Annotated in this window: 12 protein-coding genes; 6 read left to right on the top strand and 6 right to left on the bottom strand. The window is 69.0% G+C overall.

Annotated features, from left to right (window positions below; all coding sequences use genetic code 11):
• Positions 1-598: 598 nt before the first annotated feature.
• From metG to rnfB, 3 genes are all read left to right on the top strand, one after another.
• Complete coding sequence (gene metG, locus ACZ0AE_RS14270) at positions 599-2,671, top strand: methionine--tRNA ligase (RefSeq protein WP_463601421.1); 2,073 nt, start codon at positions 599-601, stop codon at positions 2,669-2,671.
• 63 nt (positions 2,672-2,734) lie between these two features.
• The gene (locus ACZ0AE_RS14275) at positions 2,735-3,325 is read left to right on the top strand and encodes an HAD family hydrolase (protein ID WP_463601422.1); all 591 of its coding nucleotides are present in this window, start codon (positions 2,735-2,737) and stop codon (positions 3,323-3,325) included.
• Between the two features lie 24 nt (positions 3,326-3,349).
• Positions 3,350-3,775, top strand: a complete 426-nt coding sequence (rnfB, locus tag ACZ0AE_RS14280; RefSeq protein WP_463601423.1) for an Rnf electron transport complex subunit RnfB — start codon at positions 3,350-3,352, stop codon at positions 3,773-3,775.
• A 232-nt stretch (positions 3,776-4,007) separates the two neighbouring features.
• Here rnfB and ACZ0AE_RS14285 read toward each other — a convergent pair whose 3' ends face one another.
• Entirely contained in the window at positions 4,008-4,355 is a 348-nt protein-coding gene (locus tag ACZ0AE_RS14285; RefSeq protein WP_038687069.1) for a RidA family protein, read from the bottom strand.
• 193 nt (positions 4,356-4,548) lie between these two features.
• Between ACZ0AE_RS14285 and mprF the strand changes: the two genes are divergently transcribed.
• Complete coding sequence (mprF, locus tag ACZ0AE_RS14290) at positions 4,549-7,107, top strand: bifunctional lysylphosphatidylglycerol flippase/synthetase MprF (protein ID WP_313246690.1); 2,559 nt, start codon at positions 4,549-4,551, stop codon at positions 7,105-7,107.
• Positions 7,108-7,408: 301 nt separating this feature from the next.
• On the opposite strand, the gene ACZ0AE_RS14295 is transcribed toward mprF, so the two are convergent.
• From ACZ0AE_RS14295 to ACZ0AE_RS14310, 4 genes are all read right to left on the bottom strand, one after another.
• Positions 7,409-8,752: a virulence factor family protein gene (locus ACZ0AE_RS14295; RefSeq protein ID WP_463601424.1), complete on the bottom strand. Its 1,344-nt coding sequence runs from the start codon at positions 8,750-8,752 to the stop codon at positions 7,409-7,411.
• Positions 8,753-8,839: 87 nt separating this feature from the next.
• Complete coding sequence (locus tag ACZ0AE_RS14300; RefSeq protein ID WP_463601425.1) at positions 8,840-9,481, bottom strand: DUF998 domain-containing protein; 642 nt, start codon at positions 9,479-9,481, stop codon at positions 8,840-8,842.
• A gap of 12 nt (positions 9,482-9,493) precedes the next feature.
• Positions 9,494-9,679: an oxidoreductase-like domain-containing protein gene (locus ACZ0AE_RS14305; RefSeq protein WP_038687064.1), complete on the bottom strand. Its 186-nt coding sequence runs from the start codon at positions 9,677-9,679 to the stop codon at positions 9,494-9,496.
• 54 nt (positions 9,680-9,733) lie between these two features.
• Entirely contained in the window at positions 9,734-10,333 is a 600-nt protein-coding gene (locus ACZ0AE_RS14310) for an HD domain-containing protein (RefSeq protein ID WP_314405001.1), read from the bottom strand.
• Positions 10,334-10,565: 232 nt separating this feature from the next.
• Here ACZ0AE_RS14310 and ACZ0AE_RS14315 point away from each other — a divergent pair, with 232 nt between their 5' ends.
• Entirely contained in the window at positions 10,566-11,705 is a 1,140-nt protein-coding gene (locus ACZ0AE_RS14315; protein ID WP_463601426.1) for a tetratricopeptide repeat protein, read from the top strand.
• A 7-nt stretch (positions 11,706-11,712) separates the two neighbouring features.
• Here the strand turns inward: ACZ0AE_RS14315 and ACZ0AE_RS14320 are convergent, their stop codons facing one another.
• Positions 11,713-12,048, bottom strand: coding sequence for a zinc ribbon domain-containing protein YjdM (locus tag ACZ0AE_RS14320; protein WP_038687058.1), 336 nt, complete (start codon positions 12,046-12,048; stop codon positions 11,713-11,715).
• Positions 12,049-12,163: 115 nt separating this feature from the next.
• On the opposite strand from ACZ0AE_RS14320, the gene ACZ0AE_RS14325 reads away from it, so the two are divergent.
• The gene (locus ACZ0AE_RS14325) at positions 12,164-13,519 is read left to right on the top strand and encodes an Hsp70 family protein (protein WP_447595036.1); all 1,356 of its coding nucleotides are present in this window, start codon (positions 12,164-12,166) and stop codon (positions 13,517-13,519) included.
• Positions 13,520-14,402: the final 883 nt, after the last annotated feature.

Consider the following 14,402-nt stretch of genomic DNA (forward strand, 5'->3'; position numbering starts at 1 on the left):
CGGTGTGGTCGAGGCGGGTTCAACCCCACCGGGACACGCCGTGAACCCATCCCTGGGGGCTCGTCCACGGCATCCATGCCGTGGACGGTCCCGGTGGGGTTGAACCCGCCTCGCCCTCCAGGCATGTGCATCGCCGGTTGGGAGGAAGAAGAAGGCCGAAGCGGCTGCGCCGCTTCGGCCTTTTGCATTTCTACTCTCCCCCACACCCCGAACCAAACCGCTCTGGCTCCGGCTTCGGTACGCAGAAGCGCAGCCCATTTCGGTTCGATTCGATCCGTTTCGGCCCGGCCCGCTCCGCTCAGCTTCGGCCCCACCCGCCTTTCCCATGCACACCAGCCAACTGTGGAAGGGCTGGGGTGGGTGAGGTTGCGGGGCCCTCCACCGCATGGATGCGGTGGCGGAGCTTACACGGACGTACTTGCAGCGTGCCCCGCAGCCTCACCCACCCCAGCCCTCCCCCAGCAGACCGGTCAACAGGCTTCGGCTGCGGCTGTGGCTCCGGCTCTGGCCCTGGCTCCAGCTTCGAAAAAAAAGCCCGCCGCAGGCGCCCACCCCCTCCATGCGATAATCCCCGGTCCCCAAGGCAACAACGCAGACCATGACCCGCACCGCTCTAGTCACCACCGCACTGCCCTACGCCAACGGCCCCCTGCACCTGGGCCACCTGGTCGGCTACATCCAGGCGGACATCTGGGTGCGTGCGCGTCGAATGAGCGGCGGCAAAACCTGGTTCGTCTGCGCCGATGACACCCATGGCACCCCGATCATGCTCGCCGCCGAAAAGGCCGGCGTCACCCCGGAAGCCTTCATCGCCAACATCCAGGCCAGCCACGAGCGCGACTTCGCCGCGTTCGGCGTGGCGTTCGATCATTACGACTCGACCAACTCGGCCGCCAACAAAGCGCTCACCGAAGCCTTCTACCTCAAGCTTGAGGCCGAAGGCCACATCGCGCGCCGCTCCGTGGCCCAGTTCTACGATCCTGCCAAGGGCATGTTCCTGCCCGACCGCTACATCAAGGGCATCTGCCCGGTCTGCAGCAGCCCGGACCAGTACGGCGACAACTGCGAAGTGTGCGGCGCCACCTACGCCCCCACCGAACTGAAAGACCCGCGCTCGGTCATCTCCGGGGCCACCCCGGAAATGCGCGACTCCGAACACTTCTTCTTCGAAGTGGGCCACTTCGACGCCTTCCTGCGCGAGTGGCTCGCCGGCGACGTCGCCCTGCCCGGCGTCAAGGCCAAGCTCGGCGAATGGCTCAATGCCGACGGCGGCCTGCGCGCCTGGGACATCTCCCGCGATGCCCCCTACTTCGGCTTTGAAATCCCCGGCCAGCCCGGCAAGTATTTCTACGTCTGGCTGGATGCCCCGATCGGCTACCTGTCCAGCTTCAAGACCCTGTGCGACAAGAACGGCGAAGACTTCGACGCCCACCTGCGCGCCGGCACCAGCACCGAACTGCACCATTTCATCGGCAAGGACATCGTCAACTTCCACGGCCTGTTCTGGCCGGCCGTCCTGCACGGCACCGGCCACCGCGCGCCCACCCGCCTGCACGTCAACGGCTACCTGATGGTCGACGGCGCCAAAATGTCCAAGTCGCGCGGCACCTTCGTCATGGCCCGCACCTACCTCGACGTCGGCCTGGAAGCCGAGGCCCTGCGCTACTACTTCGCCGCCAAGTCCGGCGGCGGCGTCGAAGACCTCGATCTGAACCTGAGCGACTTCACCGCGCGCGTCAACGCCGACCTGGTGGGCAAGTTCGTCAACCTGGCCAGCCGCTGCGCCGGCTTCATCAGCAAGCGCTTCGACGGCCGCCTCGCCGACAGCCTGCCCGATGCCGCCCAGTACGACCGCTTCGTCGCCGCCCTCGCCCCCATCCGCGAGGCGTACGAGCGCAACGACCCGGCCGCCGCCGTGCGCCTGACCATGACCCTGGCCGACGAAGCCAACCGCTACATCGACGACCAGAAACCGTGGGTGATCGCCAAGCAGGAGGGCGCCGACGCCCAGCTGCAGGCCGTCTGCACCCAGGGCCTGAACCTGTTCCGCGTGCTGGTCACCGCGCTCAAGCCGATTCTGCCGGCCACCGCCGCCCAGGCCGACGCGTTCCTGGCCGCCCCCGTGCAGGACTGGACCGACGTCGCCCGCCCGCTCACCGCGCACACCATTGCCGTGTATGCCCCGCTGTTCACCCGGATTGACCCGAAAATGATCGACGCCATGACCGACGCCTCCAAGGACACCCTCGCCGCTGCCGCACCGGCTGCCCCGGCCAAGCCCGCCAAGCCTGCTGCCGCACCGGCACCGGCGGTGCCCGCCGCACCTGCCGACGGCCCGGCCTACATCGGCATCGACGACTTCGCCAAGCTCGACCTGCGCATCGGCAAGGTGCTGGTCTGCGAATTCGTGGACGGCTCGGACAAGCTGCTGCGCTTCGAACTGGATGCCGGCGACCTCGGCAAGCGCCAGATCTTCTCCGGTATCCGCGCCAGCTACGGCGAGCCGGAGAAGCTCGTCGGCCGCAGCGTGGTCTTCATTGCCAACCTGGCCCCGCGCAAGATGCGTTTCGGCCTGAGCGAAGGCATGATCCTGTCGGCCGGTTTCGACGGCGGCGACCTGGCCCTGCTCGACGCCGACAGCAGCGCCCAGCCCGGCATGCCGGTACGCTGATCGCATCCGGGGGCGGCGCTGCCGCCGTCCCCGCCTGCTGGCCTGCACGGACGGAGGTGCGGTTTGGAACTGGCGTTGTTCGATTTCGACCACACGGTCACCACCTGCGACACCTACGGCCGCTTCCTGCGCCGCGTGGCCACCCCGGAGCAACTGGCCCAGGCCTGGTGGAAAGTGGGTCCGTGGCTGCTGGCCTATCGGCTCAAGCTGATCTCGGCCGCACGGATCCGCGCCCGCGTTACCCGGCTGACCTTCAGCAACCGCCACAGCGAGGACATCGCCACCCAGGCCGCCGGCTATGCCCGCGACGTGCTGCCCGGCGTGGTGCGCCCGCAGATGCTCGAACAGATCCGCTGGCACCTGCAACAACGACACACCGTGGTGATCGTGTCCGGCTCGCTGGACCTGTACCTGCGGCCGTGGTGCGAATCGCTGGGGCTGGGCCTGATCTGCAACCGGCTGGAAAGCCACGACGGCCGCCTGACCGGGCGCTATACCGACGGCGACTGTGGCCCACGCAAGGTTGAACACATCCGCCAACGCTACGACCTGTCACGCTTCCAGCGCATCCACGCCTACGGCGACAGCCGCGAAGACCGGCCCATGCTGGCGCTCGCCCACGACCGCTGGTATCGCGGCAAACCCCTTACATAACGCCCCGCGCAGCCGACGCCACGCATGCCCAGCACCACCGCCAGTTTGACCGAACGCCTCGACCGCCTGTTGCCGCAGACCCAATGCGGCCAGTGCGGCTATGACGGCTGCTACCCGTATGCGCAGGCCATGGCCCGTGGCGAGGCCGGCGTCGACCACTGCCCACCGGGCGGTGACGACGGCGCCCGTGCGCTGGCCCATGTGCTGGGCGTGCCGGCGCTTCCGTTTGATCGCAGCCGCGGCGCGCACAAACCCGCGCAGGTCGCGCTGATCATCGAAGCCGACTGCATCGGCTGCACCAAATGCATCCAGGCCTGTCCGGTGGACGCCATCGTGGGCGGTGCCAAGTACATGCACACCGTCCTGCCCGACCTGTGCACCGGCTGCGAGCTGTGCATACCACCGTGCCCGGTGGACTGCATCGCATTGATCGCAGCGCCCGTCCGGTAACGCCGGACGTTGATCGCAGCGCCTGTCCCGTAGCGCCGGGCGTTGATCGCGGCCCTCGCCCCGTAACCCCGGACGTTGATCGCGGCACACGCCCGTAGCGCCGGGCTCTGCCCGGCTGCCGTTGAATTTCCATGTCTGGCGAGCAGCCGGGCAGAGCCCGGCTCTACTGGCTGCTGTTGAATCTGCATGGCCGGCGAGCAGCCGGGCAGAGCCCGGCTCTACATGCTGCTGTTTACGGCAACGCAGCGGTAATCACGATCTCCACCTTCCAGCTCGGGTCGGCCAGCTTGGCTTCCACCGTCGCGCGCGCCGGCGTCATGCCCGCCACCACCCACTCGTCCCACGCGGCGTTCATGCCGGCGAAGTCGTTGATGTCGGCCAGGAACACTTCCGCGCGCAGCACGTGCTGCTTGTCGCTGGCCACCAGGGCCAGCAGCTTGTCGATCTCTTCCAGTACCTGCCGGGTCTGGCCGGTGATGTCCTGGCTGGTGTCTTCCGGGATCTGCCCGGACAGATAGGCAACCTTGTTGTGCACGGTCATTTCAGACATGCGCGGACCGACGTCGAAACGTTCCAACATGGCGATGGCTCCTCTGGGTGATGGGCCATTGTCACCGATGCGGTGTGAGCCTGTCCTTGCCCTGGATCATTGCCGCCACGGCAGGCACAGCGCACACCCTTGGCAAGCGTGCGCATCAGGCGCACGATGCGCGCGCACCACCGTGCCGCCTGTCTTGACTCTTTCATCGCCCGCCCCGGAGCACGCTTCACCGATGACCGAAACAACCCCTGCTCCCGCACCGGCCCGCCTCGCCTGGCGCCGTGCCGCCACCGTCATCTTCAGCCTGGCGATCCTGGCGCTGGCCCTGCGCGGGCTGGCCAGCGAATTCGACGAACATGGCTACCGTGCCATCCGCGAAGCCTTCCGCCATCTCGGCGCGGGGCAGATTGCACTGACCGTGGTGCTGGGCCTGGCCAGCTACGCCTGCCTGATCGGTTTTGATGCCATCGGCCTGCGCCGCAGCGGCAAGCGCCTGCATCCGGCGCGCGTGGGCATCACCGCGTTCCTGGCGCACACGCTGGGCCAGACCCTGGGCTTTGCCGCCCTCACCGGCGGTGCGGTACGGCTGCGCGGCTACGGCGGCGCCGGGTTGAGCCTGGGCGAGATTGGCCAGGTGGTGCTGATGAGCACGCTCGGCTTCGTGTTCGGTGCCTGGCTGCTGCTCGCCCTGGCCTTCGTGCTGGAACCCGGCGCGGCCGCGCTGGCCTTACCGGTATCGGTGCAGGCGGTGCGCGTGGCCGGCATCGTCGGCCTGCTCGGCTATGCCGCCACGCTGCTGCTGGTCGGCCGCGACGGGCGCAGTTTCAGCATCCGCGGCCACGCCCTATGGCTGCCCGACCGCCGCACCATGCTCTGGGTCACCGCGCTGAGCGTGGTCGAACTGGTGCTGGCCAGCGCCGCGTTCTACGTGCTGCTGCCGATGGACACCCCGACCGGTCTGCCCGGCTTTGTCGGCCTGTACCTGGTGGCGGTGCTGGCCGGGCTGATCTCCAGCGTGCCGGCGGGTCTGGGCGTGTTTGAGTGGAGCCTGCTCAAGCTGTTGCCGCAGGTGGCACCGGCCGCCGTGCTGGCCGCGGCGCTGATCTACCGTGTCACCTACTACGTGCTGCCGCTGCTGCTGGCCACGCTGCTGGCGCTGGGCCCGGCCCTGCGCAAGCCGCTGCGGGTCGGCGCCGGGGCCACCCGCGCCGGCTGGACCGCGCTGCGCCCGTGGCTGCCGCAGATCATCGCGCTGGCGGTGTTCAGCGTAGGCGCGGCGCTGGTGATCGACGGCACCCTGCCCACGCCGCGCCGGCACCTGCTCAATGCCTCGCTGCCGATCCTGGAAACCTCGCACCTGCTCGGCAGCCTCGCCGGCGTGGCGCTGCTGCTGATCGGCCAGGGCCTGCAGCGGCGCAGCCACGCCGCGTGGATGCTGGCGCTGGGCATCTGCGTGATCGCGCCGCTGCCGATCTGGCTGCGCGGCGGCCAGGTGCTGATCGCGCTGTCTGCGCTGCTGGTGGCCATGGCGCTGTGGGCTTCGCGCCGCGAGTTCTACCGCCAGGGCGCGCTGCTGGACGAAGCCTGGTCATGGCCGTGGATCCGCAACCTTGGCCTGGTGCTGGTGGCGGTGATCTGGCTGTTGTTCTTCGTCTACAGCCACGTGGAATACCAGAACGAGCTGTGGTGGCAGTTCGCGCTGCAGGGCAATGCGCCGCGCGCCCTGCGTGCGCTGCTGGTGGTGGCCATCGCGCTCACCATCTTCGGCCTGGCGCGGCTGCTGCACAGCACCCGCAGCCCGCTGCCGCCGGCCGATACGCCCACGCTGGATGCGCTTGCGCCGATCCTGCTCGCCGCCGAAGACACCCAGGCCTGCCTGGTGCTGACCGCCGACAAGGCGGTGCTGCGTGATGCCGACCAGCGCGGCTTTGTGATGATGCAGCGCTACGGCGGTTCGCTGATTGCCATGGGCGACCCGGTGGGACCGCCGGACGTGGCGCGTGGGCTGATCTGGCGCTTCCGCGAGGAAGCCGACCGGCTCGGCCTGCGCCCGGTGTTCTACCAGGTTGGCGAGGCCTACTGGCAGACCTACCTCGACCTGGGGCTGACCCTGGTCAAACTGGGTGAGGAGGCGATGGTGCCGCTGCAGGATTTCGGCCTGGAAGGACGCGAGCGCGCCGACCTGCGCCAGGCCTGGAACCGCGGCAAGCGCGGCGGCCTGAGCTTCCGCGTGGCTGCACCGGCAGAGGTGCCGGCGTTGCTGCCGGCACTGGCCGCCATTTCACAACAGTGGCTGGACGACAAGGCCGGCGACGAAAAGGGCTTCTCGCTGGGCAGCTTCGATCCGGACTACCTGGTGCGCTTCCCGGTCGCGCTGGTGGAGGCTGAAGGCCGCATCGTGGCGTTCGCCAATCTGTGGCAGGCGCCGGCCGGGCATGAACTGTCGGTGGACCTGATGCGGCATGTCGACGACGCGCCCAAGGGCACCATGGATTTCCTGTTCATCGAGTTGTTCCTGTGGGGCCGCGAAAACGGCTTCCACCGCTTCTCGCTGGGCATGGCGCCGCTGTCCGGCCTGGCCCAGCACCGGCTGGCCGGCCGCTGGAACCGCTTTGCCAACATCGTGGCCCGCCACGGGGAACGCTTCTATGGGTTCAGCGGGCTGCGCCGCTTCAAGTCCAAGTTCGCCCCGCAATGGCGCGCGCGTTACCTGGCCGCACCGGGCGGCGTGCATTTGCCTGCGGCGCTGCTCGATGCCACCCGGCTGATCTCGCTGGACCCGCGCCGGTAGAGCCGACCGTTGGTCGGGTGCTTGGATGCGCGGCGCTACAGCAGCCGACCAACGGTCGGCTCTACCTGTGCGGCGTTACGGCAGCCGACCAACGGTCGGCTCTACCTGTGCGGTGTTACGGCAGCCGACCAACGGTCGGCTCTACCTGTGCGGTGTTACGGCAGCCGACCAACGGTCGGCTCTACCCGCGCGGCGTTACGGTAGCCGACCAACGGTCGGCTCTACCCGCGCGGCGTTTCGGCAGCCGACCAACGGTCGGCTCTACCTGTACGGCGTTACGGCAGCCGACCAACGGTCGGCTCTACCGGGCGGGGAGGTGGTCCAGCAGCGTCTGCGCGAGGCGATCGTAATCGCCCTTGAAATGGTGGTCGCCCGGCAGCTTGATCACCTGCGCGTTGCCCGCCGGCAGCGACGGGCATAGTGCGTCGTCGTCATCTTCGCCATACAGGCACAGCGTCTTGCCCGCCGGCAGCTTGGCGATCTCCGGCGCAATCGGGATGCCGCCGCCGCCACCGCCCAGCCAGTTGCTGACGTGGAACTCGTAGTCGGCGTTCTTGCCGACCGACATCAAGCCGATCATCGCCACGTTGGCGCGCGTGGCCGGGGACAGCTGGTTGATCGCCGCGGGGAGCACGTCGGCGCCCTGCGAGAACCCGACCAGCACCACCCGCTTGCGCTGCCATTGCTGGCTGTAGTGGCTGGCAATGCGCTCCAGGTCGCGCGCGAAGCCTTCCGGGGTGCGTGCCGTCCAGAAGTAGCGCAGCGAATCCACGCCGACCACCGGCACCCCCGCCTCGCCCAGCGCCGCCGCCACTTCCTTGTCCAGTCCGGCCCAGCCACCGTCGCCGGACACGAAGATGGCGAACGTGTCGCCAGGCTTGCTGGCAGGCACCTCGACCACGGGCAGGCCCTTGAGCGCATCCGGCGGCGGCGCCAGGCTCACGCCCTTCTGCGCCCCGACTACCTGCGCGGCCGCCAACAGCCCCGGCAGCTCGTCACCGTCGGCGGTGCGCTGGAAATCACGCCCCATCGCCACCTTGCGCACGAATGCGGCCGCGTTGCCGGCGGTGCAATGGCGCTCGCCCGCCGCGTTCAACCACGGAAAATTCAGCTCGGCCGGTTGCAGCCGGCCATGGCTGCTGCCCGCACCGCAGACCTTGCGCTCGCGCGCGTGGTCGGGGCAGAAGCCGGTGGTCAGCAGGCCGGCGAATACCTGCGTATCGGCCTGCGCGGCCACCGCGTAGGCCAGCTCGGCCCCTTCGCCATCACCGCCGATCAGCGGCAGGTGGTAGCCGGGTACGTGCAGGTAGGCCTGGAACCAGCGCGAGAAATTCTCCACGTCACCGGCGCCGAATGCGCAGGTGCCACTGCCTTCCTTGGCCAGTACCTGGCGCAGCCGGGCCACGTCCACTTGGGCCACCAGCGCGCCCTGTGCGCGCAGGGCGTCGATGCGCCCGCGGCTGCGCTCACGCTCGTGGCCGCCGTCGAACCACACCACCACCCGCTGCGGGTGGCCGTCGGGCAGGTACACCGGCACCTGCTGGAACCGCCCATGGCTGACCTGTTGCGGGGTCGCGGCTGCTGCCATCGACACCCAGCCCCCGATCACCAGACCCAGAACATTCCCCCACCCGGCTCGCCGCATCGTTACGCATCCCAAAAGAGTCCTCGCCACGATACGCCGGTCCCCCGGCAACGGCATGTACACAGACTGGCTGCAACTTCGCGCCGCTCAACCGGCCCGGCGGCGCGCGTGCCGCCACTGGCGCAGCGCCACCGCCAGCAGCCACATCACCACGGCGGCAATCACCAGCTTCTGCCCCGCCCCGCGCGGCGGCCCCCGCCACAGCACGTGCAGCCACAGCAGCACGAAGCAGCCCCAGGCCCACCACCAGGCCGGGGCCGCCCAGCGCGACCACTGCGGGTCGGCGCGCAGGTACCAGCTCTGCAGCAGCATGGCCACGCTCACGCACAGGAACGCGGTGTTGGCCGCCACCGCGTGCACCAGCGGCGCCAGCAGCGGGGCGAGCGCCGGCAACCAGCTGTCGCCGATCGCCACGCCCATCAGGCCCAGACCGGCCACGCAGAACAGCAGCGGTGCGGCGCTGCTGCGCCGGGGCGAACGGCTGCCGGCATACAGCGACCAGGCCAGCAGCATGATCGCGACCGCCAGCGCGCAGTACGCGCTGCGCAACGCCAGCCCGCCCGGGCCGTGCAGGTAGAGGCTGAGCGTGGCCTGCACCCAGTCCAGATCCTGGCGTGCCCATTGGAGCCACAGCGCGGTGGCGGCAAACACACTCAGCGCCGCCACCGCCGCCAGCGCGGCATGGCCGTGCCGGGGCGATACACCGTGTGCAGCAGGCGCAATGGTCATCCGGCCGCCCGCTCAGTCGGTGGCGTCGGGGTGGCGCACCCGCCACGCCGCCAGCGCGGCCCGGTAGCGCTGCAGCTCGTCGCTGTACAGATCCAGCACGCACAGCGGGCAGCCACTGCCACAGCACTCGTTGGGGCCGGGCTCTTCGGGCGGCTGCGGACGCGGGTCGGGATCAGGGAAAACGGCAGGCAGGGACATGGGCAGGCGGGACGTGGTGGAGGGAGACCGGGGCGCCAGACGGCGCCCCCGCCATTATCCGATGCGGCGGCGCAGGTTGGCGCGCGCGGCGGCATCCAGCCGCGCATGGAAGAACGCACTCAGGAAAATGCGCGGCTTGAGCAGCAGCTGCTTGAGGAAGCGGCGCCGGTTGAGTCGGAACAGGAATCCCGGCACGTGGCCGGCGTACTCCTCGGCGATGCCCTTGTCATAGGCGTCGAACACCGCCGCCGGCGCCCCCAGGATGGCCATGTCGCAGTCCAGGAACAGGGCCGCCTCCGCATCGATGTCGGCTGCCCCCAACGCGCCGTGGCGGGCCGTCAGTTCGATCAGCTGCACCACCCGGGCCACGTCGATGCCGGCGTCAGGCAGCCAGCGCTGGATCGCCTCGCGCGCCATCACCGCCGAGCGCGCCTCGTTGTCACTGCGCCCGGCGTCGTAGATCGCGTCGTGGTACAGCGCGGCCAACTGCACTTCGCGCGGGTGCTCCCAGCCCGGCCCGTCGGCCACCGCGCGGCAGTGCTGCAGCACCGCCTGCACGTGCGAGAAATTGTGATACGCCCGCGCCGGCATCGCGTAGGCGGCTTCAAGGTCGGCCTGCATGGCCGCTGGCAAGGTCATCGGTTCAAAGCGCATGGGCCAACAGTGGCGTTCCTGCCAGCGGCTGGCAAGCAGGCGCCGCTGGCAGTTTTTTGACCACCCATCGCGAAGGCCCGCCGCACGGCGCGTGCACCGGCTTATCCACAGGTTTGCCCATGGCTGGTCCACACCGCCTGTGGATGGCGATCGCGCCGACGGACGGCACCCCGGCCGCCTCGCGCAGGCCTAGACTGAAGTCGGCAACGACCGTCCCCGCGAGGTGAGCGACATGTCCGCCTGGAGAATGCTGTGTGTGCTGGCCCTGCTGTCGGCGCTGCCCGCGCTGCCGGCCGCCGCCGCTGCGCCGGTCGCTACGCCCGCGCCGTGGACCGCCGCCCCCCCGCCTACGCCCGAACAGATCCTGGCGATACCGCCCGAGCTGCAGGCACTGCTGAAACAGCGGGTGATCGCCCCGGTCTACTCACGCGAGCAGCGCGTACAGCGGCTGGTGCACATGATCTTCGACGAAGACGCCATGCACCTGTCCTACGACCCGTATGCCACCCAGACCCTGACCGAAACCTGGCAGAACCGGCGTGCCAACTGCCTGTCCTTCACCTTGATGTTCGTGACGCTGGCGCGCGCGGCCGGCATCGATGCGCGCGTGCAGGAGGTGGCCCAGGTGGTCACCTGGTATGAAGACCAGGGCGCCATCTACAACATCGGGCACGTCAACGCCGGGGTGAACCTGGACGGCCGCATCGCCCTGGTGGACCTGGACCGCAACGTGCTCTACGACCGCTACGGCCCGCAGCAGATCGACCAGCCGCGTGCCTTGGCGCACTTCTACAACAACCGCGGCGCCATGCGCATGAGCGAGGGCGACCTGGTGCAGGCACGCGCCTACTTCCAGGCCGCGCTGGCGCAGGACCCGGCATTCGTGGCGGGCTGGAACAACCTTGGCGTGCTGGATGCGCGCAGCGGCAACCTGGCCGAAGCCGAGCGCGATTACCGCACCGCGCTGCGGCTCAAGCCGCGCAATGCCGCCAGCCTGACCAACGCCAGCGCGCTGTACCGCCGCATGGGTGACACCCGCCAGGCCGGCCTGCTCGCCCGACGCCTGCAGCAGGTGCAGCGCAGCGATCCGTTCGTGCAGTTCCGCCTCGGCAACGAGGCCGAGCAGCGCCGCGACTATGCCGACGCGATCCGTGCCTACCGGCGCGCGATCAGCCTGTACGGCACCGCGCACCAGTTCCATTTCGGGCTGGCCCGCGCCTACTTCCTGGCCGGCGACAACCGTCGCGCCTCGGTGGAAATGTCCAAGGCGCGCGACCTGGCTGGTACCAACGCCGATTTTCTCAAGGCGCAGTACCAGGCCAAACTGGACACCCTGCACCGCCTGCGGCAAGGCACCGCGGCGGTCAACTGAGCCCGGCTCAGGCCTTCTTGAGGAAGCAGGTCTTCAACACCAGGCCCTTGATCTTGTCCGAGTTGCCTTCGATATGCTCGGCGTCGTCTTCGACCAGGCGGATGTTGCGGATCACCGTGCCCTGCTTGAGCGGGATGGAGGAGCCTTTCACCTTCAGGTCCTTGATCACGGTGACGGTGTCGCCCCCGGCCAGCACGTTGCCGTTGCTGTCGCGCACCACCACGCCCCCGGCGCTGGCTTCGGCGGCGGTCCACTCATGCCCGCAGTCGGCGCAGATCCACAGCGCGCCATCGGCGTAGGTGTTTTCCAGGGTGCATTGCGGGCAGGCGGGAGCGGTAGACATGGTGAAGCCTTCGAAAACTGAACAACCCCTATTGTAACCGCCCGCCTTCCGGCCCTTGCACCGCTGGCCCGCTTGCCGCACAGTGCGCGCCCCCTGACCTCCGGCCCGGCCCCGCATGAAAATCGGCATCGACTTTGGTACCAGCAACTCCGCCGCCGCCGCGGTGGTGGACGGGAGGGTCGTGCCGATCCAGTTCGGCCAGGCCGAGCAGTTCCGCACGACGGTGTATTTCCCGGAAGTCATGCGCGACCCGAACGACTTCGAGCTGACCCCGGCGCTGGAACACGAGCTGGCCCGGCTGATCGACGCCGCCGCGCGCGATGCACGTGCCGCCGGCCAGGAACGCGCCCACGACGCCCTGCGCCGCGAAGCGCTGCGCGTGGTGCGCCGGCAGTGGATGGAAGAGCAGATGCGCGCGCCGCTGACCTCGACCAAGCTGCTGCAGAACGCGGTGTATGGCGATGAGGCGCTGGAAGCCTATTTCGAGGAGAACGAGGGCAACCTGGTGCAGAGCCCGAAGTCGATGCTGGGCTACAACCTGCATCCACGCGCGCGCCAGACCATCACCGGCATTGCCACCCACATCCTGGAACACATTCGCCTGACCGCTTCGCGCCAGCTGGACCGCCCGGTGCGCACGGCCACGCTGGGGCGCCCGGTGCAGTTCCGCAGTTCGATCGGCGCGGCGGGCAACGATCAGGCGCTGGAGATTCTGCACAGTGCGGCGATCGCGGCGGGCTTTGACGATGTGGATTTCCTCGAGGAGCCGGCCGCGGCGGCGATGCATTACCACGCCGAAAGTGCCCAGGAGCACGAGGCCATCGTGGTGGACATCGGCGGCGGTACGACCGATATCGCGCACGCGCGGGTGGGTGGGCAGCACGCCCCGAAGATCCACCGCGCGTGGGGTATCGCGCGCGGCGGTACGGATATCGATCTGGCGTTGAGCCTGGGCGCGTACATGCCATTGTTCGGCCGCGGCGTGAGCCGGGTGCCGGCGCACCACTATGTGGAAGCGGCGATGGTGCAGGACATGACCCGCCAGCGCGATTTCCGCCAGCACACCTATCGCGATGCGGAAGCGCCGTGGGGCAAGCGGTTGCAGGCGCTGCAGGACACGGGCAACACGGCGCGGCTGTACCGCGAGGTGGAGCAGTGCAAAATCGCGCTGAGCAGCGCGGTGGCGCATGAGAGCGCGCTGGATTTCATCGAGCGCGGGATGGCGGTGCAGGTGGAGCGCGCGCGGCTGGAAGCGGCGGCGGGCAACTACCTGGCCGAGCTGACGACGCTGCTGGAGCAGGTGCGCGCGGACATCGGCCACGACCCGGCCGCGGTGTTCCTGACCGGCGGGATGTCGCGCGCGGGGTATCTGCAGGAGGCCGTGGCAGCGGCGTTCCCCGGCGCAACGCTGATCCGCGGCAACCCCTCCTTCGGCGTAGTCCACGGGTTGGCATGGGCGGCTGCTTCGTAAAGCGTGGGTTTAAAGCGGGGCTCACGACTTTCTAATGTGGGTCGGGGTGGGTGAGGTCACGGGGCACGCTGCAAGTCCCGCTCCGCGGCCCGGCCCAGCCGCTGGCGGCTGTGCGTTCGGACGCATGCGAGGCAGTGCCTCGCAAGCAATGCGCCCTCACCCTTGTAAGCTCCGCCACCGCATCCATGCGGTGGAGGGCCCCGCAACCTCACCCACCCCGCCCCTCGACAGTTGGCCGGTGCGCATGCAAAAAGCACCGCAGCTTTTTTTTGGGGAGGAGGATGCCGAGCGTAGCTCGGCACTTTCGAAGCAACTGCAACTGCAACGGCAACGGCCACCGCAAAAGCCACTGCAAAAGCCAAGGCAACAGCTACAGGCGCGCCCACTCCCGCTGCCCTTGCCACTCCCGCTGCCCTTGCCACGCCCACACCCGAACCCACACCTAGACCGCAGCCGCAGCCGCAGCCACGCTACAGATCGATTTGCGTGCCCAGCCCGCCAGCCAAACCGGCTTCTCTGCCGTTGCTCCGGCTATTCCCTTGCGCCCCGACCCTGTGTGCAGGTGCGTCGTGTGTGGGTTGGCAGGGCCCTCCACCGCATGGATGCGGTGGCGGAGCTTACAGGGACGTACTTGCAGCGTGCCCTGCCAACCCACACACGACGCGCCCCACCCAGGACCACGGAGCCCAAGGCTTTCGGCTTCGGCTTCGGCCTCGGCTTCGGCTCTGGCTTTGGACCTGGACCTGGCTCTGGACGTTGCCCTTCGCTCTTGAATCCCACCCCTCCCACCCCCATCAAAGGGAAGGCAAGGAAGGCTGAAAGCCCGGCCCCGCAAGGGTTTCGCCCCAGCACCCGCGAGCATTAACAAAACGTTACGCCAAAA

This window comes from Stenotrophomonas sp. AC248 (genome assembly GCF_979258185.1).

Excerpts from the sequence above, each read along its gene's own strand:
- ACZ0AE_RS14285 (WP_038687069.1), bottom strand. The coding sequence starts at position 4,355 with ATGTTGGAACGTTTCGACGTCGGTCCGCGCATGTCTGAAATGACCGTG.
- ACZ0AE_RS14325 (WP_447595036.1), top strand. The coding sequence starts at position 12,164 with ATGAAAATCGGCATCGACTTTGGTACCAGCAACTCCGCCGCCGCCGCG.
- ACZ0AE_RS14310 (WP_314405001.1), bottom strand. The coding sequence starts at position 10,333 with ATGCGCTTTGAACCGATGACCTTGCCAGCGGCCATGCAGGCCGACCTT.
- ACZ0AE_RS14315 (WP_463601426.1), top strand. The coding sequence starts at position 10,566 with ATGTCCGCCTGGAGAATGCTGTGTGTGCTGGCCCTGCTGTCGGCGCTG.
- mprF (WP_313246690.1), top strand. The coding sequence starts at position 4,549 with ATGACCGAAACAACCCCTGCTCCCGCACCGGCCCGCCTCGCCTGGCGC.
- ACZ0AE_RS14320 (WP_038687058.1), bottom strand. The coding sequence starts at position 12,048 with ATGTCTACCGCTCCCGCCTGCCCGCAATGCACCCTGGAAAACACCTAC.
- ACZ0AE_RS14305 (WP_038687064.1), bottom strand. The coding sequence starts at position 9,679 with ATGTCCCTGCCTGCCGTTTTCCCTGATCCCGACCCGCGTCCGCAGCCG.
- metG (WP_463601421.1), top strand. The coding sequence starts at position 599 with ATGACCCGCACCGCTCTAGTCACCACCGCACTGCCCTACGCCAACGGC.
- rnfB (WP_463601423.1), top strand. The coding sequence starts at position 3,350 with ATGCCCAGCACCACCGCCAGTTTGACCGAACGCCTCGACCGCCTGTTG.
- ACZ0AE_RS14295 (WP_463601424.1), bottom strand. The coding sequence starts at position 8,752 with ATGCGGCGAGCCGGGTGGGGGAATGTTCTGGGTCTGGTGATCGGGGGC.
- ACZ0AE_RS14300 (WP_463601425.1), bottom strand. The coding sequence starts at position 9,481 with ATGACCATTGCGCCTGCTGCACACGGTGTATCGCCCCGGCACGGCCAT.